Genomic DNA, 20890 nt, shown 5'->3' with positions numbered 1-20890 from the left:
ATATTATGAATATTATTATGTCGCGCTATGCATTATTCATCCGCGCCAGTCAGAGTTTGTGTTCTATTTCGATATTGCCCACCAATAAATTTCAGCGCGTTCATAGGCGTAATCCTGTACATATTTATTTGAATAAGCTAAGGCTGGAAATAAATATACATATCTATTAAACTGACCAGGTAATTCTTGTTTTATTTTTTCGATTTGGGATTTTTGATCTTTATGTCTTTTATGTTACAAAAACTGAATAATATTCGCTCACTGCGTGCTATGGCGCGTGAATTCTCCACTGACGTGCTTGAAGAGATGCTGGAAAAACTCAGGATCGTCACTGAAGAAAAACGTGAAGAGCAGCAGAAGACGCAACAGCAGCAGGCGGAATATCAGGAAAAAATTAATACCTGGCTGGAATTAATGGTTGCTGACGGTATTTCACCTGATGAATTAGCGCTGCATGAAATGGCCCCGGCGAAAAGCAGTAAAAAACGTCAGCCGCGCCCGGCTAAATATCGTTACACCGATCATACCGGCGCAGAAAAAACCTGGACTGGCCAGGGCCGTATGCCCAAGCCGATCGCTTTGGCCGTCGCGCAGGGGCAATCACTTGAGAGCTTCCTGATCTAAACAGAGATTGTTTAAACGGTGGGGAAACCCACCGTTTTGCTTAGCAAACGCCGAAATCGCCTTCTTCGGTATAAGGCGTAACATCAACCGCTTTCAGAGTAAATTTCTCACCCTGCTCGTTACTCGCCTGAACAACGATCAGGCTATCGCCATTCACTTCCACTACCTTCAATTTTGGCCCGCCGACGCGCGGTTGTACCAGATCGCCTGTTGTAAACATGGTGTCTCTCCTGAGCATTGGTAACAACTAAGAACCTAAACGATAGCTCAACGATGCTGACGGATTCAACGATCGTGCTGCTTTTTGTTAAAACAATTTATGGGTAGATGTATTATCTTTGTTAATGGTTTTTGTGGCGCTGCGGTGAGTGAAACTGAGACTGCTGGCGCAGAATGATTCAAAACAGAACATGGTCAGATAAGCGAATATGAAGTATATCATTTTACTTATTATTATAATTGCTGTGCTCTACGTCCATTATCGCGGAAAAGTTCGCTATCGTTTCTGGCGTCAGCTTTCCGACCATTCAACTTTTACCGCTCCTCTTAACGGGTTTATGTACCTCTTTTCGCGTGTGCCGAATACCCCGTTTCTGCGTCCGGAGACGTTTCCGGAACTTGCGATATTACAAAATAACTGGCTGGTTATTCGTGAAGAGGGGATTAATCTGCAGCGTCTGGAGCAAATAAAAGCGGCGGAAAAATATAATGATGCCGGATTTAACTCATTTTTTAAAACCGGTTGGAAACGGTTTTACCTGAAATGGTATGAAGACGCGCATCCCTCCGCAAGCCAGCTATGTCCAAAAACGACTGAACTGCTGCGCGGCATTCCTTCGGTTAAAGCGGCAATGTTCGCCACGTTACCTGATGGTAGCCGTTTGCCTCGCCACCGTGACCCTTATGCCGGGTCGCTGCGTTTTCATCTTGGGCTGGCGACGCCGAATGACGATCGCTGTTTTATTGAAGTGGACGGCGAACGCTATAGCTGGCGCGATGGCGAAGGCGTGCTATTTGACGAAACCTATATTCACTATGCGGAAAATACCAGCGGTGAGAACCGGCTGATTCTGTTTTGCGATATCGAACGGCCCATGCGTTACCGCTGGGCGCAGAAGGTGAACCACTGGCTGGGGCGAAATTTAATGAGCGCCGCCGCCGCGCCGAACGATATCGGCGACCGTACCGGCGGGATTAACCGCAGCTTCCGCTACATTTATCAAATCCGCATTGTCGGCAAGCGTTTGAAAAAATGGAATAAAACGGTTTACTACATCGTCAAATGGCTACTTTTCGGCGGCATTGCACTACTCATCTGGCAGGCGTTTTAACGTCGGTTCCACGGCATGACCGCCAGCAGGCGTGCCATGCCGCAGAAACCGGTGAGGCCAGCGAAAGTGAGCCCCGCGCCAACGAAACCGCTCAGCAAGAAAAAGCCGCTGTTGACGGCGTATCCCAGCACTACTCCTAGCAAAATCAGCGCGCCGGCGGCGATTTGCACCTGGCGCATTAGCGGCAGCGGCTGGGATTTATCTTCGACTATCGGCAATCCCGCCGCCCGCCATGCCTGAATACCGCCAGCCAGTAGCTTAACCTGCGCGGGCGCGGCGGCGGCGGCCAGAAGGCTGGCGTTATTTTGCGTGCGCGAGCCGGCCTGGCAGTGAAAAATGATTGTTTCTCCCGGCTGCGCATTGAGCGCCGCGCCGTGAGTCAGTTGCTCTAATGGCAGCAGCGTCGCCGCTGGAATATGCTCACGAGCGTATTCGTCGGCAGCGCGGATATCAATCAGCCGTGCGCCCTGGGCGATAAGCGCCTGGGCTTCGTTGGCTGTAACGGTGGCGATAGTCATAAGGACTCCTTACGGGCAGTAAATGGTTTTCAGCGTGGCGATAACCTGCTGAACGGCGGGATGGGTAATGAAATAGCGCAGGCGCTGGGCGTCGCGTTCGCTGTCGATAAGCCCCTCATCGCGCATCCGCGCGAGATGCTGAGAGGTGGCGGAAGGGCTCAGGCCGGTGATTTGCGCCAGGTCTCCCGCGGTTGTACGCGGGGCTTCGCAAAGCATGCACAGAATCAGTAGCCGGTGGGGATTACTCATCGCTTTCAGCAGGACAGCGGCTTCCCCGGCGCTGGCCTGCAGTTGTTGTGCTGTGGTCATTTTATTTTAGTCTTTTCTAAATTTAGATTATTCTAAAATAAAAGCTGACCCTTTACCAGCCCACAGAAGCAGCGGATCTCACGCCAGCTGAGCGGCCCTGGCAATATGCTGGCGGGCGTGGGCGATACCTGCATCACGGCCGTGCGGGCGAATATCCATCCCTTCGGCATAGATAAATTCAACGTCGCTAATCCCCATCAATCCCAGCACCGCGCGCAGGTAAGGGGTGACCGCATCGCTGGGTTGCCCGTCATGGACGCCGCCGCGCGAACTAATGACTACTGCACGCACGCCTTCAACCAACCCCTGCGGCCAGGTCTCGGTATAGCGGAAGGTTTCCCGCGCTCGCGCCACCAGATCGAACCAGTTTTTGAGATCGGTTGGCACGTTGAGGTTATACATCGGCGCGCCGATCACCAGCAGATCGCTGGCCTTTAACTCGCCGATGAGTGAATCAGAGAGGGCAACCCCTTGCTGAATCGCCGGACGCGAGTCTTGCGCGCCGCGCAGCGCGGCAAACAGCGCGCCGTCGAGTTTCGGCAAGGCGAGGGTGGTCAGATCGTGTTCGACGACCGAATCCTGATGACCGGCCTCGCGGCGGGTCTGCATATATTCATCTATTAGCTGGTTGGTTAGCGACGCCGGGCCGTTGATGCTGGATTTTAAAATCAATACGTTACTCATGACGGACTCCTCATAAAGTTGATGGTCCGCAGGGTAACACTGTCTTTTTTTCTCCAGTAGTGACATTATTTTTTATCATTGTATCCACTCAGGAACCAATCAATGCGCAGTGATTTAAATGCGATCCCGGTATTTGTCGCCGTCGTCGAGTGCGGCAACTTTGCGCAAGCCGCTGAGAAGCTGAGCGTGACGCGCTCCGCCGTCGGCAAGACCATTTCCCGGCTGGAGCAGCGGCTCGGCGTCGCGCTGTTTCAGCGCACCACGCGTCGGCAGGCGTTGACCGAAGAAGGCGAGGTCTTTTATCTGCAATCCCGCCGGGCGCTGGATAACCTGCGGGATGCGGAAAATGAAATTCAGCGCGGGAAAACCCAGGTGCAAGGGCGGCTGCGAATCAGCCTGCCGGTGCTGTTTGGCCAGCGCTGCGTGGCGCCGATATTGTTTCCTCTTAGCCAACGTTATCCTGAGCTTAAGCTCGAGCTGTCGTTTAGCGACCGCCAGGTCAATCTGTTTGAAGAAGGGTTCGATATGGCGATACGTATCGGCGCGTTGAGCGACTCCAGCTTTCTTAAGGCCTGGCGTTTAGGCCAGCACGGCATGATTCTTTGCGCATCGCCGTTATATCTACGACATCGGCCAGCGCCGCAGACGCCGGAAGAACTGCACGAGCATCTTACTATTGGCTATCTCTACGCCGGGCAGATGCAGAAATGGCATTTGCGCGATGCGCAGGGAGCGGCGCTCGCGTTTCGCCCTCAGCCCGGACTGGCAATGGATGATTTCGCCGCCATCGCCGCGGCGGCAAAAAGCGGGCTGGGAATCGCCTGGCTGCCGGATTGGCTGGTAGCCGACGAACTAGCGCGGGGAGAACTCCAGCAAATATTGCCGTCGTCGGTCAGCGGCAGCTTTGCGATCAGCGCCGTCTGGCCGGAAGCGGCATGGGTGCCGCAGAAAATTCGCGTAGTGGTAGATGAACTGCTGGCGCGGCTGCCGCAGCAGTTAGCCGGTGGTAAAAACCAGGAGGATCCTTCAGCGTCAGGTTAATCCGGGCTTAAGGTATTCTGGCGATAATGACAGCATGATGACTGTGACGAGAACTCGCCATGAACCTGTTAGAAACGTTTAACCAGAGCGCCTTCCTCGCGCTGAATGCCGGGCCTGGTACGCCGGACAGCCTATTGCTGCTGGCGCGATTCTCCGCCAGCTGGATTATCCTTTTAGTCCCGGCGATATTGCTGGGATTATGGTTCCTTGGCGGTCGGCAGGGGCATCGACAGGCGCTGTTTTGCGCCATGACGATTTTGATAGCGTTAGGGCTGGGGTTTGCCTGTGGAACGCTGTGGTTCCATCCGCGGCCGTTTATGATGCCGCTGGGCCATACCTGGATAAGCCACCCGGCGGATAACTCTTTCCCAAGCGATCACGGCACCGTAATGTTCAGCGCCGCCTTCGCGCTGCTGTCATTACGCCTGCGCGGCATGGGGCTGCTGGTGCTGGCGGCGGCGCTACCGGTAGCGTGGGCACGTATTTTTCTCGGCGTCCATTTCCCGCTGGATATGCTGGGCGCGGCGCTGATTTCAGCACTGGGCCTCTGCGTGGCAAAAGTGGTGTGGCAACGGCTGGGGCAGACGCTGGTGGCGCTGTGCGAAGCGCTGAGTCGCCGTCTCTTCTCCTGGCTGCCGGCGCGCTTTACGCCGTAGTCACTTCCTTTGTACGCGCGCGGCCCGTCGATACAGCGTGCTGCGCGCGACGCCTAACGCCTGCGCCGCTTTACTCACATTGCCGTTAAAGCGGGCCAGCGTATCGGCAATCAGCTTTGCGTCATGTTGTTGAAGCCCGCCTGGAGCGCTGGTTTGCTGCGCGCTTTGATACTCCTCGGGCAGCGCCGCGACGCCCAGGCATTCGCCATCGTCCGCCAGCGCCAACAGGACTTTGAGCAGGCTTTGCAACTGACGCACGTTACCCGGCCAACGACATAATGTCAGTTGATGAATCAGCGCATCGGAGAGCGTGATATGGCGTTCTGCCGCGCCAAGCGAGCGCCACAGCGCAGGAATAAAATGTTTGAGTTCAGGCCATTGGCGTAGCGGCGGGATGGTAAAAGCGTATTCGCGCAGGCGGTAGAGCAGGTCCTCGCGAAACGCGCCTTCGGCGACGCGCTGCGCGAGATGACGGTGGGTGGCGCAAATCAAGGCGAAGTTCACCGGCGCGCTGCGATTCCCACCCAGCGGCATGACCTCTTTTTCCTGTAGTACCCGCAGCAGTCGGGTTTGCAGAGCCAGCGGCATATCGCCGATTTCATCGAGGAACAGCACTCCGCCATCGGCTTCGCGAATTTTGCCGATATAGCCGTTTTTATTCGCGCCGGTAAAGGCCCCCGCCTGATAACCGAAAAGCTCCGATTCAATCAGCGATTCGGGGATGGCCGCGCAGTTGATGGCGACGAATTTACCGCTGCGCCAGCGGCTATGCGCATGCAGCTCACGGCTGAGGAACTCTTTACCGCAGCCGGTTTCCCCTTCGATACACAATGCGATACCGGCGTTGAGTAAGCGGACCATTTTCTCGCCTTCGCCGGACGCGCAAAACGGCAGGTTGAGCGCTGGTTGCGCGGGGACGGCGACGCTGGCGCGGGTTGGCGCGCGCAGACGGTAGTAGTAGCCACGTTGCTGGAAGGTCATCGGCAGCGGCACGCTAACCGCCGTTTGCGTCAGGCGGGGGAACAACTGCTGGAAGGTCATTTTCCCTATCTGTCCGGCCTGCAGGCCCAGTTCGCGGATGGCCAGCCGATTGGCCGCGGTCAGCAGGTTATCGGAGAAGACCAGCAGCAGCTCTTCAGCGCTATCGAGCTTCTGCACCCGCGAGTGCAGGCTCATTAACCACTGCTGCGGATGCAGGCTCTGTTTCACCCACAGATATTCAATCTGTTTGGCGGCCTCTTTAATCCACGCCAGAGAGTGGGGATGCGGGATATGCGCCGGGCCGGAAATATCCAGCGCCCCGGCAATCTGGCCATCGGGGCTTTGTAGGGGTACCGCCGCGCAGTACAAATCCTGATTACGGGTTAAATAGTGTTGACGGCCTTCGACTTCGCAGCTGTCGTCAATCGCCAGCGCGGTACCGATAGCGTTGGTACCGCGACCGCTTTCGCTCCAGATATTGCCAGGCTCCAGCGCGAAGCTTTGCGCTTTTTTCATTGCCGCGCTATTGCCGAAGGTTTGGAGCACCAGCCCGCTGGCATCGGAAAGAATAACTACCGATTGCAGCCCGGCGGCACGTTGCGCCAGCGGCGTCGCCACCGGTTGCGCCAGCCGCTGTAGGCTGCGGTTGCTTTCCAGCACGTCGGCCAGTTCGCCGCCGTGCAGGCGCGGAAACTCGTCGCTCGTTGGCTGCAGGCCGTAGCGCTGGCTGCGTTGCCAGGAGTCGCTCAGCAGCGCGCTGGACTGCGCCTCGGGGGTGATAGTGAACGGATTTCCTTGCACGGCGCACCTCGTGGTCGGCTGGGTTGTGTTGCAATATTGTAGCTATTTGGTTTTATTGGTGTTGCGATTCGCAACACAGAAGCGGGATCCTGTGCGACAAAGAGGACGCGAATTGGCAAGGGGATATATTTAATTATTTGAAACTTATTAAGTTTATTAGGAGTGCATAAAGTTGGCATAACCCCTGCTACAGGAGAAAGCGTGCAGCGGACAATAGCAAAAAACACCACGCCGCTGCGCCTTAACCCTACAGAAGGAGATTGCTATGCGTTATGTTCATCCTGGCAAACCGGGCGCTTTGGTTTCATTCAAATCGGCCTACGGCAACTTCATAGACGGTAAATTCGTCGAGCCGTTAAGCGGCGAATATTTCATGAATACTTCTCCCGTCGATGGGAGCAACATTGCGCAGTTTCCCCGCTCCGACGCCAAAGATATTGATTTTGCCCTTGATGCGGCACACCGGGCGGCGGACGCCTGGGGGCGAACCTCGGTACAGCAGCGTTCCCATCTTCTGCTGCAGGTTGCCGACCGCATTCAGGAGAATCTGGAGTATCTGGCGGTTGCAGAGAGCTGGGATAACGGTAAACCGATCCGCGAAACCCTGAACGCCGACCTGCCGCTGGCGGTCGATCATTTCCGTTATTTCGCCGGTTGTCTGCGCGCGCAGGAAGGTAGTACCGCCGAAATTGATGACACCACCGTGGCTTATCATTTCCACGAACCGTTGGGCGTGGTCGGGCAAATTATTCCGTGGAACTTCCCGCTGCTGATGGCGGCATGGAAACTGGCGCCCGCGCTGGCGGCAGGCAACTGCGTGGTTTTAAAACCGGCGGAGCAGACGCCGCTAAGTATTACTTTGCTGATGGAAATCATCGGCGATCTGTTCCCGGCTGGGGTCTTGAACGTGGTACAGGGCTTTGGCAAAGAGGCCGGCGAAGCGCTGGCGACGAGCAAGCGGATCGCTAAAATCGCCTTTACCGGTTCGACGCCGGTGGGCCGTCATATTATGGCCTGCGCGGCAGAGAATATTATTCCCTGCACCGTTGAGCTGGGCGGCAAATCGCCGAATATCTATTTCGCCGACGTAATGGATGGCGAGGAGGAGTTTATCGAGAAGGCGGTGGAAGGGCTGGTACTGGGCTTCTTCAATCAGGGAGAAGTCTGTACCTGTCCATCGCGCGCATTGATCCATGAATCGATCTACGAGCCGTTTATGGAGCGGGTAATGGCGAAAGTGATGCAGATCCGTCGCGGCGATCCGTTTGATACCGAAACGATGATCGGCGCTCAGGCGTCACGCCAGCAGTTCGATAAGATCCTGTCGTATATCAAGATCGCTCGTGATGAAGGCGGGCAGATCCTCACCGGCGGCGATCGCGCGAGCATTACCGCCGAGCTGGATAGCGGCTTCTATATTCAGCCGACGCTGATTAAAGGGCACAACGAGATGCGCAGCTTCCAGGAGGAGATCTTTGGCCCGGTCATCGGCGTGACCACCTTTAAGGACGAGGCTGAGGCGCTGGCGATTGCTAACCAGACGCAGTTTGGTTTAGGGGCCGGGGTATGGACGCGGGATACCAACCTGGCGTACCGCATGGGGCGCGGCATCAAGGCCGGACGAGTGTGGACTAACTGCTATCACGTTTACCCGGCGCATGCCGCGTTTGGCGGCTATAAGCAGTCCGGCGTCGGGCGGGAAACCCACAAGATGGCGCTGGAAGCCTATCAACAGACCAAAAACCTGCTGGTGAGCTACGGCACCGCGCCGTTGGGGCTATTCTGATTCATTTATAACGGCTGACCCGGGGGCGGCGTAAGCGCCTTCCCCGGGCTACCTATGGCACTGGGCCACCCATTGCACTGGATCTGTAGGCCCGCGCAAGCGCAGCGCCGCCGGGCAATATCCGCGGATAAGGCGCCGCTTTTGCGCCGGATGGCGGCTTCGCCTTATCCGGCCTACGGTCTGTGCGGCCTGCCTTTAATTTATTCACCATGCTGGCTGAAACTGCCGGTGTTGGTGGCCTCAAAATCGCTGAGACGTTCCCGGAAGGCCGGGGCAGCCCGCATGGATGCGGGCTGAGGGCCGTGACTTGCAGGGACGCAGCCTCGGCCCGACCCGGAGCCTGCAGGGATAAGTCGAAGGTACCACGAAGTGGCGATTTTGGCGGCCAGAGCCCGAGAGTACAGAGGGCGGCGGCGACTGGCCGCCCTCTGTGCGCTCCCTGCACCATGAGAGCCATAACGCAGAAGAAATATCGGGAGCGCAATGTGCTCTGAATTAACACAAAGCACATGTTTTCCGTACACAAAACCGTTGCAAACCGATAACAGTAGCACCGGGCGGCGCCCGGTCTCATCTTATTGTTTGCGCTTTCCAGCAGCGGACCTGCGCGCCATTCGCTTGCGCCTCCAGCGGCTGAGGCCGTTCGCAGCCCTGGCTGGCGTAAGGACAGCGTTCCCGAAAGTAGCAGCCCGTCGGCAGCCGGCGGTTGCCCGGTAGTTCGGTATTGCGCACGCCTTCGCCTAACGGTGAGCCGATGCGCGGTACCGACTCCATCAATAGCCGGGTATAAGGATGCGCAGGATTATCCAGCACCTGCCGCGCCTCGCCCATTTCAACGATTTGCCCGAGATACATCACCGCCACCCGATCGCTCATATGACGTATCACCGAGACGTTGTGCGAAATCAGCACGTAGGTGAGATTCTGCCGCTGCTGCAGTTCGACCAGCAGATTAAGGATCTGCGCCTGCACCGAGATGTCCAGCGCCGAAGTCGGCTCATCGAGCACGATAATCTCCGGCTGCGACGAGAGCGCGCGGGCGATGGCGATACGCTGGCGCTGGCCGCCGGAAAAAGCGTGCGGCAGCCGATCGAGATATTCGCTACGGATCCCCACCTGTAGCGCCAGCTGCTCGGCGAGATCGCGACGCGCCTTTTCAGGCATGCGCGACTGGATCCACACAGGTTCGGTGATGGTGCGCCAGACCGGTAGCCGCGGATCCAGCGACGAGAGCGGATCCTGAAACACCATCTGCATGCGTCCGCTCTGGTTTTCGCCGCGCGCCGGCGCGCGGGTGAAGTGGCCGGAAGAGGGCTTTAGCATGCCCATCAGCAGCTTCGCCAGGGTGCTTTTCCCACAGCCGGATTCGCCCACGATCCCTAAGGTTTCGCCGCGTCTGGCCGTCATATCCAGCCCATTTAACGCATAGACGCGTTCGATGACTTTCCCGCGCCAGTTTTTCTGCGCGGCGAACGTCAGGTGCACATCATTGAGGGTTAATAGCGTCTCAGACATGGGCGTTCTCCCGTTGCGGATACCAGCAGGCAGCCTGTCTGTCGGCGGCGTTATCATGAGCCTGCAGCGTAGGGGTAATACCGCAGGCTTCACCCGCGGCGAAGCAGCGTTCGCGGAAGGCGCAGCCGGCGGGAAGACGCGCCAGATTCGGTACGGTGCCGGGGATAGAACGTAGTGGCGCGCGCGGTTCGCCATTATCGGGAGCGCTGTTTAACAGACCGATAGAGTAGGGATGCTGGGGATGTTGCAGCACCTCTGCGGTTTTACCGCTTTCAATGACCGCGCCGGCGTACATGACGTACAGCCGATCGCACACCTGAGAAACCACCGCCATATCGTGGCTGATAAACAGCACCGCCGTGCCGGTCGCCTGGGCCTTTTGCTTCAGCAGGCGCAACACCTGACGCTGCACGGTGACGTCCAGCGCGGTGGTCGGTTCGTCGGCAATCAGCAGGTCGGGCTCGCAAGAAAAGGCGATAGCGATCATCACCCGCTGGCGCATGCCGCCGGAGAGTTCGAAAGGATAGCGCTTGAGCACGCTTTGCGGGTCGGCGATTTGCATATCCGCCAGCAGCTCGACGGCGCGGGCGCGCGCCTCACGCAGCGACATGGGACGGTGCTGGCGGATGACGTCTACCATCTGCTTACCGATACGTCGGGTGGGGTTAAGCGCGGTCATCGGCTCCTGAAAAATCATCGCGACCTTGCTGCCGCGAATATCGCGTAGCGTTTTTTCCGTCAGGGTGAGCATATCGTGGCCCATCAGGGTGATAGCGCCGCTATGAATATGATAGCTGCCGGCGGAGAGCAGACGCATCGCCAGCATCGCGGTCACCGATTTACCGGAACCCGACTCGCCTACCACGCCGACGATTTCGCCGCGATCGATGTGCAGCGAGATATTATTCAGCACGTTGACCTGGCCCTGATAGACCGGGAAACTCAGGCGAACGTTATCGATAGTTAAGACCCTATTTTCCATTAGTTGCGCCCTCCGGCCTTGGGATCCAGCAGATCCTGGATGCCATCGCCAAACAGGTTAAAGCCGACGGCGGTGATCAGGATCGCCGCCCCGGGGAAGGCGCAGTACCACCACTGATCGAGCACGTAGTTGCGACCGTTAGCGACCATTGCGCCCCATTCCGCGGTAGGCTGCTGGGCGCCGAGGCCAATAAAACCGAGCGTGGCGGCCATCAGGATCGCGCTGCCGATATCCAGCGAGGCCTGCACCACCAGCGGCGGCAGGGCGTTACGCAGAATATGCCAGCTGATCAGATGCCAGCGCGAGGCGCCAAACGTCACCGAGGCCTCGACGAAAGTATGCTGACGCACGACCAGCGTCTGGCCGCGGGCCAGTCGCACGTAAAATGGAATACGCACGATGGCGATCGCCAGCATCGCGTTGAACAGGCTCGGGCCTAACGCCGCCGCCAACGCCATGGTCAGCACCAGCGACGGAATCGACAGCATAATGTCCATCAAGCGCATAATTAGCGCGTCGCTGCGCCCGCCCAATACTCCGGAGAGGCAGCCCAGCAGCGAACCGCTGATCCCGGCGATCAATACCACCGCCAGCCCGGCGGCCACCGACTGCTGGCTGCCGATCAGCACGCGGCTGAACAGATCGCGGCCGACCTCGTCGGTACCAAACCAGTGAGCGAACGACGGCGCCTGCAGACGCGCGGCAAGATTAATGGCGTTAGGATCGTGCGGCGTCAGCCACGGCGAGAAGATCATTAAAAACAGCATAACCAGCATGATCGCCGCGCCAATCAGCGTTAGCGGGCTCTGGCGGATCAACCACCAACGACGCTTCCAGTGGCCGCTTTTTTCAGCCTTTGGCCGTGGAAGCGGTTGTTCCTGAGTCATCATCACTTAGCTTTCTCCCCGACCCGTGCGCGGGTCGATCCATAAATAGAGCAGGTCGACTACCAGGTTGACCAGTACGTAAGCAAAGGAGACCACGATGGCGAAGCCCATCACGGCGGGGAAATCGAGCGCCTGAATCGAAGACACCACGTAGGCGCCCATCCCCGGCCAGGCGAACACCGTCTCCGTGAGCACCGCGCCGTACAGCAGATCGCCCAGCGCGAGCCCGAGCACGGTGATAGAGGGGATCAGCGCGTTGGGTAGCGCATAGCGCACCACAATGGTGAATTTCGGCAGGCCGCTGGCCAGCGCGGTACGAATGTAGTCCTCATTGAGCTGCTCGAGCATCGCCGAGCGGATCTGCCGGGCGACGATGCCAAGATGAACGAAGGCAAGGGTGGCTGCCGGTAAAATGAGGTGCTGCAGGGCATTGAAGAAGACCTCGACATTGCCTTCCAGCAGTGAATCCAGCAGATAAAAACCGCTGACGCGGGTGGGCGGATCGAACCAGTCATCGAGCCTGCCGCTGCCGGGCAGCCAGTCGAGCTTGCCGTAAAACAAGACGATTACTCCGAGACCGAGCCAGAATGCCGGAGTCGAGATGCCGGTCAGCGCCATCAGGCGCACCAGGTGATCGGTCCAGCGATTGCGGTATACCGCCGACAGCACGCCGAGCGGGATGCCAACCAGCAGGGCAATCAGCAGCGCGCAAAAGGCCAGCTCCAGCGTCGCCGGGAAGAAGGTTTTTAAATCTTCCAGTACCGGGCGGCCGGTGCGAATCGAGGTGCCGAGATCGCCGTGGAGCAGGGCGTTAACGTAGCGGGCAAATTGCTGCCAGAGCGGTAAATCCAGCCCCAGCTGCTGGCGAATATGGCGGACGATTTCATCGCTGGCGCGATCGCCCGCCAGTAGCCGCGCCGGGTCGCCGGGAATCAGGTGCGAAATAATAAACGTAATCACGCAGACGCCGGCGACGACTAATATCAGCCCCCAACAGCGCTGTCGTATTAAACCCCAGAAACTCATGATGACGCTCCTCGGCCGGGCCTGTGACGGCCCGACCAGACAAGATGGAGAGACGGCCCGCTACTTGTGCATGTCGGCGATATTGTAAATCTGCTCAAGCATCGGGTTGAAAACGAAGCCTTTCACCTCTTTGTTCATGGCGACCTGATAGTTTTTCTGGAACAGATAGACGTAGGCGGCGTCATCAATGACGGTCTTTTGCGCCTGCTGATAATCTTTGGTTCGCGCCGCCTGATCGGTGGTGGCGACCGCCTGTTTCAACAACGCATCAACCTGCGGGTTGTCGTAGAACGCACGGTTTCCCGGCAGCCCTTTTTTGTCCGACTCGAACCAGTAGTTCATAAACATATAGGGGTCGGCGAAGTCCGGGCTCCAGTTACCGATCGCGATGTCGTAATCACCTTTCCCCACGCGCTCGCGCATGGTGGCGTTGGCTAGTTTCTCCAGCTTGACCTGGATACCCAGCGCCTGCAGATTGGCCTGGGTGGAGAGCGCAATCGGCTCCCAGTTCGGATCGTTATCGGAGTAGAGGAACGTCAGCGTTTTCGGCTTATCCGCCACCTTATCCAGCGCCGCTTTGGCTTTGTCGAGATCTAATGAATACTGCATAGCGCTGGCGTCGTAGCCCCACATGCCATCGGGGATCGGCCCGCGCATCTGCTTACCGTAACCGCCGAGAATGCCGTCGACCATGCCTTTATAGTCCGTTGCCCACGACACCACGCGGCGCAGATCCGCCTGGTTCATCGGCGCTTTGCTGTTGTTGAGATACAGATAGGTGACGCGCAGTGCCGGGTAGTCGTAGACCGCCACCTTGTCCTCTTTCTTCAACGCCGCAAACTGATCGACCGGCAGGGCGTCGGCGATATCCAGGTCGCCTTTAGTCAACTGCAGACGACGGGCGGCGCTTTCGCCGATGATTTTCACCGTGACGCGCTTAAAGGCCGGCTTATTGCCGCTGAAGTGCGGGTTGGGCACCAGCACCAACTGTTGGCCTTTCTGCCAGCGCTGCAGGCTATACGCGCCGGAGCCCGCGGTGTGCTCGGCCAGATAGGCGCGGGCGTCATCGGCGGCGTTGGCTTTCAGCACCGCCGGGTTAATGATGGAGGCGCCGTCATTGGCGAGGGTATGCAGGAACGGCGCGAAAGATTCCGGCAGCGTGAAACGAACGGTGGCCGGATCGACGACATCTACCTTCAGCCCGCTGGGAAACGCCTCCGATGGCCCCTGTTTAATACGCATCAGGCGTTCAAAAGAGAGTTTGACCGCCTCTGCCGTCACCGGCGAGCCGTCGTCAAACTGCGCGCCTTTGCGCAGGGCGAAGGTCCAGGTTTTGCCGTCGTCGGAGGCCTGCCAGTTTTCGGCGAGATCCCCTTCGACATCGGTGGAACCTTTACCATTATCGGTTTTGTATTTGACCAGCCGCTGATAGGCCGGGTAGGTCACCGTCCAGTCATTGTTATCGATGGTGACGGCCGGGTCGAGCGTTTGCGGGTCAGCGGCTTTGCCGATCACCAGCATATCTTTCGGCACCGCGGCAAAGGCGGAAGGGATGGCGGCGCAGAGCGCGGCGGCTAACAGTAACGGGCGAAAACCTAAGGATGCTGGGCGAGTCATGTTCATGGTGAAACTCCGTCAATCTGAGCGGGGGAGAAACAGGCGAAAACATCGTCGAGTAGCGGATAACCGGCCGCGCCCGGTAGTTCGAAGTGCCACCATTCCGTGGTAATGCCTTTAAAGCCGCCGCCGAACATAATGGCGTTCAGTAACAGGCGATTACGCTGCGCCTCCTGCGCCACCGCCGGGTGGTAGGGATGCGAGCGATCGTCCATTTCGTCAAAGGCGGTGCCCATGTCGAGTAGGTTGTTGTGGTCATCGAGTAGCGTTACATCGATGGCGGTGCCGCGGCTGTGGTTGGAACCGATATCGGCCGGCACGACGTAATCCTGGTTCGGGCAGGCATTCCATAGCAGCTGCTGGGCGCGCTGTGGACGATAGGCGTCAAGCACCAGCAGGCGATAGCCCGCAAGCGCAGCGATGGCGATGGATTTCTCCAGCGCGACGGCCGCATCGGGGTGCAGCAGGCAGCGGGCTTCGCGATAAATCGGTTGGCCGGTAATGTTATCGGCGGTGGCGTATTTCAGGTCGACAGGCAGCGTGGGAAAACGCGCGGCGATATCCACCAGGGAAAGATGGCTCATCGAAAATTTCCTTAACGTTCAAACTGACCAAATTCCTGCTGCAGCGCGCGGTTCGCGGCAAGGCGGCTGGAGAGGCTCGGCCCCAGCCGTTCCACCACCGCGGAGAGCAGCAGATTAAAAAGACAACCGATCGGCGCCAGCGAATCCCAGAAGTGGCCGGTATCGGTTTTCACCTGTAGTAAATCAACCGGATAGTCGCGCGCCCACGGGCACCAGATATCGGTGACCAGCGCGGTGGCAACTCCGCGTTCGCAGGCGACCCGGCAAAACTGGCGCGCGGCGACGGAGTAAGCGCGGGTATCGGTCAGCACCACATAGGGGTGCTGGTATTCAGAATTCAATGATTCCAGCCAGCTACCGGAGCTGCCGTCGGCGTAGGTCACGCGCGGGCGCAGGTATTCCAGATGGCTGAAGAACGTGTTGGCGATGCCGCGAGTCGACTGAATGCCAATGATGATAACCGCGTCGGCCTCGGCGATGCGTTGACTGACGCGGGCGAAGGTCGGTTCCTGCGCCAGTTGGTAGACATAGCGAATGGCATCCAGCTCCATCTGCAACGACAGGCTGGCGCGATCCGGCTGCGTCTGCTGCTGTGACCAGGAGTCAAGCCGGTCAATCACTCCCCACTGGCGATAGGGCGTTGATGCGGGCTCTTTCAGGCTGTGCTTCACGTCATCGAGATTGCGATAGCCCAGCTTGCGCAGATAGCGGCCTACGGTTATCCCGCTGGTGCCGGTGGCCTGCGCAATGCTGTCGGCGGTCTCAAACGGGATATGCTCCCGATGGCTTAACAGCCAACTGCCAATACGTTTTTCGCTCGGCGTGAGCTGGCTGAAAGTGGATTCAATAATGTGAAACAAGCCGTTGCTATCGTTCATCTCTGCCCTTAATGATAGTTCGCTCTCATTTAACAGAATTCTGATACTCAATTAACAAAGCACGATGTGTGCCAGCTATTGCGGGAAATAGTATTTCCAGCAATATCGCTAATCTATTGGGAGGTGAGCGGATCCTGAGCGTAGGATTTGGTTATTCATTGCACAAATCAGGTGCAATGAATCCTGGTTGTGCATCACAAAAATAAAACATATCGTTAACAATGTGGTTGTGGGCCGGAGCGGTAGAGAGATAATTTTGCTTGCCGTCAGCGACAGACAGAGTGATAACCAAAAAACTGATGATTAAAAAAGGATCATAAAATGAAAGTGAAGGCGGTGCTTGCCCTGACGCTATCCCTGGCCGCACTGGCGGGCCATGCGCGCGATATGCAGTCGATTCAACAAAGCGGCGAGTTAAAAGTCGGCGTACCGGGGGACTACGCGCCGTTGGCGTTTCATAACGGCGCTGGCGAACTTATCGGCTACGACGTCGATATGGCGCACGATCTGGGTAAAACGCTGGGGGTGAAGGTGACGTTTATCATCACCAGTTGGCCAACGCTATCGACTGATTTAAAAGCCGATAAGTTTGATATCGCCATGGGCGGCGTAACGGAGACGGCGGCACGAGCGAAAGATTTCTCCCTGAGCCATCCGGTGGTGGCCAATGGCAAAATCGCCCTCGCTAACTGCAGCGCCGCGCCAGCGCTCGGCAGCCTTGAAAAAATCGACCAGCCGAATGTGAAGGTGATTGTGAACCCCGGCGGCACTAACCAAAGTTTCGTTGATGAGCACATCAAGCATGCGCAGATCATTCGCGTGCAGAACAATGTCGATAATCTGCAGGCGCTACGGCAAAAAACGGCCGATATGATGGTGACCGACCTGATTGAAGGGGAGTATTACCAGAGCAAGGAGCCCGGCGTATTCTGCGTAGCGAATGAGACGCCGTTTCCCGGTACCGCCAGCTATAAGGTCTATATGATGAATAAGGATAATCCGGCGCTGCTTGAGAAAGTGAACCACTGGCTGGATAGCCAGGACAAAAATGTGCTCAAGCGGAAGTGGAAAATTCAGGGGTAATTCATGATTCGCGCTGCCGCCAGAGCATCAGATTCTGGCGGCGCTGTGGATTAGCTTTTCTGTCGCGCCTGATAGCGGAAGTAGCAGTAGTAGCCAATCGAGGCGGTCAGGCAAAGCATGTAGCCGAACGACTCGCTACCCTCTTCAACGGTGTTTTTCACCACCCGCGCGTAGTTCTCATCAAGTACGGCGTACCATAAGCCATGCATGCCGAACAGTCGTGAGAAGACCAGAATCGCCAGCAGGCCGCTTATCATCATGCCGTAGTAAGGCGTGCGGGTGTATTGCGCCAGTTGCGACAGCGTTTGACGAGAATGGCGCAGTGGAACGATTAGCGCGGCTATCGTCGTTGCCAGCGCGAACCATACCCAGCTACCGTGAGAAATAAGGTCAAAAAGCGCGTCCAGTTCGCGGATCAGCATCGCCAGGAAAAAGCCGCCAACGAGGATATTACAGTAGCGCAGGAGCTCATATTTTTTCGCCAGCAGGAAGTGAATCAGCACGATTATCGCCAGCACGCCCTCCTGCACCACCTCGGTAAGCGAAATCTCCGGAATATCGTTGCCAAACACCCGGATATCCACCCACAAACAAAGTACCGCGATGGCGGAAGCCGCCGCCGCGCCGAGAAAGAAAAGTAAGCTTCTGATGACAGACATTAACACCACTATTTATGTTCAAAACAGCAATGATAAGTATCATGAATGTTGCTTCCTGTTCACTTTGTGCGACATCGCGGCGTGTTTTAAACCTTTTGAGCTATTTAGCGCTAAATAGCGCAACTGCAGGTGAGAAAGGGGAGCTTTGCTCCCCCCAGACTGCTGACAAAGAAGGAAAAAGCGTGGTTTTTCCTTCTTTGTGGTTATCAGCCGAAAACCAATAAATTGATTTTCCTTGTTATTTGTCTCTTGCAATCTGTAAGTCCAACGGTTGCATGAGGTTTGTCATCAATCTCAGGGGAGCTTTCTCCCCCTGCTTAGCGGGTAATTCAGACAATATCATCGACCACGCCGCCATCGACCCGCAGCGCGGCGCCGGAGGTGGCAGAAGCCTGCGGCGAACAGACGTAGACCACCATATTGGCCACCTCGTCCACCGAGGCCGCACGCTGAATAACGGAAGCGGGGCGCTGCGCCATAACAAACTCTTTCGCCAGTTGTTCCAGCGGCTTACCGGTGCGGGCGACTTCCTCTTTCATCATTTCGGCAAAACCGTCTGAGAGGGTCGGGCCGGGTAGCACGCTGTTTACGGTGACGCCGCTGCCGGCGACGTATTTCGCCAGCCCGCGGGCCAGCGACAGCTGCGCGGTTTTGGTCACGCCGTAGTGGATCATGTCGGCGGGAATATTGCGTGCCGATTCGGAAGAGATAAAGACCACCCGTCCCCAGCCTTTACGCACCATGGCGGGCAACAGCGCGCGTGACAGGCGAACGCCAGACATCACGTTGGTTTGCCAGTAGTTTTCCCAGGTGGCGTCATCGGTGGCGTAAAAATCCTGCGGGCCGTAAATACCGGCGTTATTCACCAGGATATCGACTTCATTCACCGCCTGCAGCAGTTGACTCACCCCGGCGGCGTCACTGAGATCGGCCACTGCGGGATAGGGCCTGAATCCCGGCACCTCCTGTTGCAGCCGCGCCATCGCCGCATTAACGCTATGTTCGCTGCGGCCGTTGATAATCACTTCCGCACCGCTGGCCGCCAGCCCCTTCGCAATGGCGTAACCAATACCGGCCGTGGACGCCGTCACCAGCGCGACTTTCCCCGATAAATCAATATTCATGGTTGAGCCTTTTTTATGGAATGGAGTAGTAAGCGTAGCAGGTGGGAATTGGGGGGCTTTACCACATCAACAAATTCGATAGCGATATCGAAATTATCCGTTAGAGCACAGGATTAAATTACTCTAATAATACTAGCAGTACTAACAAGATAAGAACATTTATCCGATGTTAATGCGGGAAATAACCTCACGTTTTTCCTGATGAGTGCGCTTGCGGGATAGCTTAAACAGATAAACATTCCTTTGGTATAACCGTGCGTCTGAGCCTGTGTACCGGCATCCGGAGTCAATGATAAAAGTAAAAATAAGCATACGGAGATTTTAAATGTTTATCCGACCACTGAAATTAACTCAGCACGTCGATGTACAGGGCCCAGAAAATGCGAAGACAGTGATTCTTCTTCACTCGTTAGGAACGGATATGCATCTTTGGGATCTGCAAATGCCGCGATTAACCGAGCGTTATCGAGTAGTCCGCCTGGATATTCGCGGACATGGACTCAGTGCCGTCGACGCGTTGCCTTTTTCAATGGAAGATCTTGCCGATGATGTTATTGCTGTCGTCGATCATCTGAACATCAATAAGTTCTATGTCGTCGGTGTTTCAATTGGCGGCACGATAGCACAATGGATTGGCTTCAAATTACCGCAACGCGTACAGGGAATGGTGATTATTGATACTTCGCTGGTGAATGCCGCTCCGCCCTCGCTATGGCGCGCAAGGGCGGAGGATGTTTTCCAGCATGGTCTTGAGCACCTTGAGAGAGGAATTATCAGTAATTGGGTCACGCCGCAATTTATCGACTCGCCTGAGGCTGACGGTCTGAGGAAAATGCTGCGCAATACAACGGTCGAAGCTTTCTCCGGGTGTTCTTTAGCTATTGCCGATACTGATTTGACTAATATGAATATCCATGATGTTAGTGCGGTTATAGTCAGGGGAGCGGAAGATAAGCTGACTCCGCAAGACTACGCGCAACGTCTGGCGAAAAAGCGTAATGCCGAATTACATGTTATCCCCGGCGCTTCACATTTACCTAATTTAGAAAAACCGGATGCGCTTACCGATGAGATCATTACATTTATTGAGAAAGCGCAAACACATTAATAGATCAATGCCGCGATAAGGGGCCAATCAGCGCGGCTAATGAGCAAATGCAGCGACAGGCGGTAATTTCTGTCGCCAGAATGGAGTAAATGATATGAATCGTCGGTTATTTATTGGCGGCTGCCTGGGATTATGTGCGGGAGCCGTCGCGTTGCCTGCCGCGTTAAAATGGCTAGGTTCTGCAGATGATACTATTGAGATGGAGTTGGATAGTGGCATCGTCACGATAAAGTTATTTTCTGATATTGCCCCTAATCATGTGGCGCGGATTAAGACACTCGTACAGTCTAAATTTTATGATGGTATGCCTTTTTCCAGGGTTATTGATGGGTTTATGGCGCAAACTGGTGAGCCGCTACAAAATACACGGTTTGATCCCCGCGTAATGCCAAAACTGGCTGCGGAGATTAATCATTTGCCGTTTGAACGCGGCACTATTGGCATGGCCAGATCGCGAAATCCGCACAGCGCTTGCCATCAATTTTTTATCACCTCAACCCGCGCTCGATATTTAGATCAAAACTATACCGTCTTTGGTCAGGTTACCAAAGGAATGGAATGGGTGGATAAACTCCGCCGTGGTGATGCCGAGTTGGGCACGGTGGTTAATCCGGATGTGATTAAACGCATGCGTCTGGTGACTACCCATACCGTGTAGTTCCACGTTGCTAAAATACCTGTTGCAGGAGTAGTTTC

At 56.4% G+C, this 20890-nt stretch carries 22 protein-coding genes; 8 read left to right on the top strand and 14 right to left on the bottom strand.

Features of this window, described 5'->3' with window-relative positions:
• Positions 1 to 222: 222 nt before the first annotated feature.
• The gene (gene stpA / locus PGR23_RS21795) at positions 223 to 624 is read left to right on the top strand and encodes a DNA-binding protein StpA (protein WP_045395232.1); all 402 of its coding nucleotides are present in this window, start codon (positions 223 to 225) and stop codon (positions 622 to 624) included.
• Between the two features lie 40 nt (positions 625 to 664).
• Here stpA and PGR23_RS21790 read toward each other — a convergent pair whose 3' ends face one another.
• On the bottom strand, positions 665 to 844 hold the full coding sequence (locus tag PGR23_RS21790) for a hypothetical protein (protein ID WP_045395194.1): 180 nt from the start codon (positions 842 to 844) through the stop codon (positions 665 to 667).
• 208 nt (positions 845 to 1052) lie between these two features.
• Here PGR23_RS21790 and lpxO point away from each other — a divergent pair, with 208 nt between their 5' ends.
• Positions 1053 to 1955, top strand: a complete 903-nt coding sequence (gene lpxO / locus PGR23_RS21785) for a lipid A hydroxylase LpxO (RefSeq protein WP_047044349.1) — start codon at positions 1053 to 1055, stop codon at positions 1953 to 1955.
• Here the strand turns inward: lpxO and PGR23_RS21780 are convergent.
• From PGR23_RS21780 to PGR23_RS21770, 3 genes are all read right to left on the bottom strand, one after another.
• Positions 1952 to 2473, bottom strand: coding sequence for a rhodanese family protein (locus PGR23_RS21780; RefSeq protein ID WP_063447421.1), 522 nt, complete (start codon positions 2471 to 2473; stop codon positions 1952 to 1954). The two genes, lpxO and PGR23_RS21780, sit on opposite strands and share 4 nt — an antisense overlap.
• A 9-nt stretch (positions 2474 to 2482) precedes the next feature.
• Positions 2483 to 2782: an ArsR/SmtB family transcription factor gene (locus tag PGR23_RS21775; protein ID WP_047044355.1), complete on the bottom strand. Its 300-nt coding sequence runs from the start codon at positions 2780 to 2782 to the stop codon at positions 2483 to 2485.
• A gap of 78 nt (positions 2783 to 2860) precedes the next feature.
• A complete protein-coding gene (locus tag PGR23_RS21770) occupies positions 2861 to 3466 on the bottom strand; it encodes an FMN-dependent NADH-azoreductase (protein WP_045395187.1) in 606 nt (201 codons plus the stop codon).
• A 102-nt stretch (positions 3467 to 3568) separates the two neighbouring features.
• Between PGR23_RS21770 and PGR23_RS21765 the strand changes: the two genes are divergently transcribed.
• Complete coding sequence (locus tag PGR23_RS21765) at positions 3569 to 4507, top strand: LysR family transcriptional regulator (RefSeq protein WP_396279472.1); 939 nt, start codon at positions 3569 to 3571, stop codon at positions 4505 to 4507.
• Positions 4508 to 4566: 59 nt separating this feature from the next.
• Positions 4567 to 5163, top strand: coding sequence for an undecaprenyl-diphosphatase (locus PGR23_RS21760; RefSeq protein WP_045395183.1), 597 nt, complete (start codon positions 4567 to 4569; stop codon positions 5161 to 5163).
• Here PGR23_RS21760 and PGR23_RS21755 read toward each other — a convergent pair whose 3' ends face one another.
• Positions 5164 to 6945, bottom strand: coding sequence for a sigma-54-dependent Fis family transcriptional regulator (locus PGR23_RS21755; RefSeq protein WP_396279473.1), 1782 nt, complete (start codon positions 6943 to 6945; stop codon positions 5164 to 5166).
• A gap of 265 nt (positions 6946 to 7210) precedes the next feature.
• On the opposite strand from PGR23_RS21755, the gene exaC reads away from it, so the two are divergent.
• The gene (gene exaC / locus PGR23_RS21750; protein WP_045395180.1) at positions 7211 to 8731 is read left to right on the top strand and encodes an acetaldehyde dehydrogenase ExaC; all 1521 of its coding nucleotides are present in this window, start codon (positions 7211 to 7213) and stop codon (positions 8729 to 8731) included.
• A gap of 570 nt (positions 8732 to 9301) precedes the next feature.
• Here exaC and PGR23_RS21745 read toward each other — a convergent pair.
• Genes PGR23_RS21745 through PGR23_RS21715 form a run of 7 tightly spaced genes read right to left on the bottom strand, consistent with a single transcriptional unit; the run spans position 9302 to position 16220 of the window.
• Positions 9302 to 10246, bottom strand: coding sequence for an oligopeptide/dipeptide ABC transporter ATP-binding protein (locus tag PGR23_RS21745; RefSeq protein WP_015370095.1), 945 nt, complete (start codon positions 10244 to 10246; stop codon positions 9302 to 9304).
• The gene (locus tag PGR23_RS21740) at positions 10239 to 11228 is read right to left on the bottom strand and encodes an ABC transporter ATP-binding protein (RefSeq protein WP_047044369.1); all 990 of its coding nucleotides are present in this window, start codon (positions 11226 to 11228) and stop codon (positions 10239 to 10241) included. The genes PGR23_RS21745 and PGR23_RS21740 overlap by 8 nt, the downstream gene beginning before the upstream one ends.
• Positions 11228 to 12121 carry a D,D-dipeptide ABC transporter permease gene (gene ddpC / locus PGR23_RS21735; protein WP_047044371.1) on the bottom strand — a complete coding sequence of 298 codons (894 nt, stop codon included), beginning with the start codon at positions 12119 to 12121 and terminating at the stop codon, positions 11228 to 11230. The genes PGR23_RS21740 and ddpC overlap by 1 nt, the downstream gene beginning before the upstream one ends.
• The gene (locus tag PGR23_RS21730) at positions 12122 to 13141 is read right to left on the bottom strand and encodes an ABC transporter permease (protein ID WP_396279474.1); all 1020 of its coding nucleotides are present in this window, start codon (positions 13139 to 13141) and stop codon (positions 12122 to 12124) included.
• Positions 13142 to 13201: 60 nt separating this feature from the next.
• Positions 13202 to 14764 (bottom strand): ABC transporter substrate-binding protein, encoded by a 1563-nt coding sequence (locus tag PGR23_RS21725; RefSeq protein WP_396279475.1) that lies wholly within the window; start codon positions 14762 to 14764, stop codon positions 13202 to 13204.
• Entirely contained in the window at positions 14761 to 15342 is a 582-nt protein-coding gene (gene ddpX, locus PGR23_RS21720) for a D-alanyl-D-alanine dipeptidase (RefSeq protein WP_045378241.1), read from the bottom strand. Before ddpX ends, PGR23_RS21725 begins: the two co-directional genes overlap by 4 nt.
• 11 nt (positions 15343 to 15353) lie before the next feature.
• Complete coding sequence (locus PGR23_RS21715; protein WP_316423527.1) at positions 15354 to 16220, bottom strand: MurR/RpiR family transcriptional regulator; 867 nt, start codon at positions 16218 to 16220, stop codon at positions 15354 to 15356.
• Between the two features lie 321 nt (positions 16221 to 16541).
• On the opposite strand from PGR23_RS21715, the gene PGR23_RS21710 reads away from it, so the two are divergent.
• Complete coding sequence (locus PGR23_RS21710; RefSeq protein ID WP_047044377.1) at positions 16542 to 17303, top strand: transporter substrate-binding domain-containing protein; 762 nt, start codon at positions 16542 to 16544, stop codon at positions 17301 to 17303.
• A 50-nt stretch (positions 17304 to 17353) separates the two neighbouring features.
• Here PGR23_RS21710 and PGR23_RS21705 read toward each other — a convergent pair whose 3' ends face one another.
• Positions 17354 to 17962 carry a hypothetical protein gene (locus PGR23_RS21705; protein ID WP_047078453.1) on the bottom strand — a complete coding sequence of 203 codons (609 nt, stop codon included), beginning with the start codon at positions 17960 to 17962 and terminating at the stop codon, positions 17354 to 17356.
• Positions 17963 to 18291: 329 nt separating this feature from the next.
• Positions 18292 to 19086: an SDR family NAD(P)-dependent oxidoreductase gene (locus PGR23_RS21700; protein WP_045395163.1), complete on the bottom strand. Its 795-nt coding sequence runs from the start codon at positions 19084 to 19086 to the stop codon at positions 18292 to 18294.
• Positions 19087 to 19411: 325 nt separating this feature from the next.
• Between PGR23_RS21700 and PGR23_RS21695 the strand changes: the two genes are divergently transcribed.
• Positions 19412 to 20194: an alpha/beta fold hydrolase gene (locus tag PGR23_RS21695; protein WP_396279476.1), complete on the top strand. Its 783-nt coding sequence runs from the start codon at positions 19412 to 19414 to the stop codon at positions 20192 to 20194.
• 94 nt (positions 20195 to 20288) lie between these two features.
• A complete protein-coding gene (locus PGR23_RS21690; RefSeq protein WP_047078456.1) occupies positions 20289 to 20852 on the top strand; it encodes a peptidylprolyl isomerase in 564 nt (187 codons plus the stop codon).
• Positions 20853 to 20890: the final 38 nt, after the last annotated feature.

The sequence above is a fragment of the Klebsiella sp. 141162 genome, from assembly GCF_050600755.1.
Taxonomy (GTDB): domain Bacteria; phylum Pseudomonadota; class Gammaproteobacteria; order Enterobacterales; family Enterobacteriaceae; genus Klebsiella; species Klebsiella aerogenes.
The sequence above is the reverse complement of the archived record's forward strand: the minus strand, read 5'-3'. Positions and strand labels throughout refer to the sequence as shown.

Excerpts from the sequence above, each read along its gene's own strand:
- stpA (WP_045395232.1), top strand. The coding sequence starts at position 223 with ATGTCTTTTATGTTACAAAAACTGAATAATATTCGCTCACTGCGTGCT.
- PGR23_RS21790 (WP_045395194.1), bottom strand. The coding sequence starts at position 844 with ATGTTTACAACAGGCGATCTGGTACAACCGCGCGTCGGCGGGCCAAAA.
- lpxO (WP_047044349.1), top strand. The coding sequence starts at position 1,053 with ATGAAGTATATCATTTTACTTATTATTATAATTGCTGTGCTCTACGTC.
- PGR23_RS21780 (WP_063447421.1), bottom strand. The coding sequence starts at position 2,473 with ATGACTATCGCCACCGTTACAGCCAACGAAGCCCAGGCGCTTATCGCC.
- PGR23_RS21775 (WP_047044355.1), bottom strand. The coding sequence starts at position 2,782 with ATGACCACAGCACAACAACTGCAGGCCAGCGCCGGGGAAGCCGCTGTC.
- PGR23_RS21770 (WP_045395187.1), bottom strand. The coding sequence starts at position 3,466 with ATGAGTAACGTATTGATTTTAAAATCCAGCATCAACGGCCCGGCGTCG.
- PGR23_RS21765 (WP_396279472.1), top strand. The coding sequence starts at position 3,569 with ATGCGCAGTGATTTAAATGCGATCCCGGTATTTGTCGCCGTCGTCGAG.
- PGR23_RS21760 (WP_045395183.1), top strand. The coding sequence starts at position 4,567 with ATGAACCTGTTAGAAACGTTTAACCAGAGCGCCTTCCTCGCGCTGAAT.
- exaC (WP_045395180.1), top strand. The coding sequence starts at position 7,211 with ATGCGTTATGTTCATCCTGGCAAACCGGGCGCTTTGGTTTCATTCAAA.
- PGR23_RS21745 (WP_015370095.1), bottom strand. The coding sequence starts at position 10,246 with ATGTCTGAGACGCTATTAACCCTCAATGATGTGCACCTGACGTTCGCC.
- PGR23_RS21740 (WP_047044369.1), bottom strand. The coding sequence starts at position 11,228 with ATGGAAAATAGGGTCTTAACTATCGATAACGTTCGCCTGAGTTTCCCG.
- PGR23_RS21730 (WP_396279474.1), bottom strand. The coding sequence starts at position 13,141 with ATGAGTTTCTGGGGTTTAATACGACAGCGCTGTTGGGGGCTGATATTA.
- PGR23_RS21725 (WP_396279475.1), bottom strand. The coding sequence starts at position 14,764 with ATGAACATGACTCGCCCAGCATCCTTAGGTTTTCGCCCGTTACTGTTA.
- ddpX (WP_045378241.1), bottom strand. The coding sequence starts at position 15,342 with ATGAGCCATCTTTCCCTGGTGGATATCGCCGCGCGTTTTCCCACGCTG.
- PGR23_RS21715 (WP_316423527.1), bottom strand. The coding sequence starts at position 16,220 with ATGAACGATAGCAACGGCTTGTTTCACATTATTGAATCCACTTTCAGC.
- PGR23_RS21710 (WP_047044377.1), top strand. The coding sequence starts at position 16,542 with ATGAAAGTGAAGGCGGTGCTTGCCCTGACGCTATCCCTGGCCGCACTG.
- PGR23_RS21705 (WP_047078453.1), bottom strand. The coding sequence starts at position 17,962 with ATGTCTGTCATCAGAAGCTTACTTTTCTTTCTCGGCGCGGCGGCGGCT.
- PGR23_RS21700 (WP_045395163.1), bottom strand. The coding sequence starts at position 19,086 with ATGAATATTGATTTATCGGGGAAAGTCGCGCTGGTGACGGCGTCCACG.
- PGR23_RS21695 (WP_396279476.1), top strand. The coding sequence starts at position 19,412 with ATGTTTATCCGACCACTGAAATTAACTCAGCACGTCGATGTACAGGGC.
- PGR23_RS21690 (WP_047078456.1), top strand. The coding sequence starts at position 20,289 with ATGAATCGTCGGTTATTTATTGGCGGCTGCCTGGGATTATGTGCGGGA.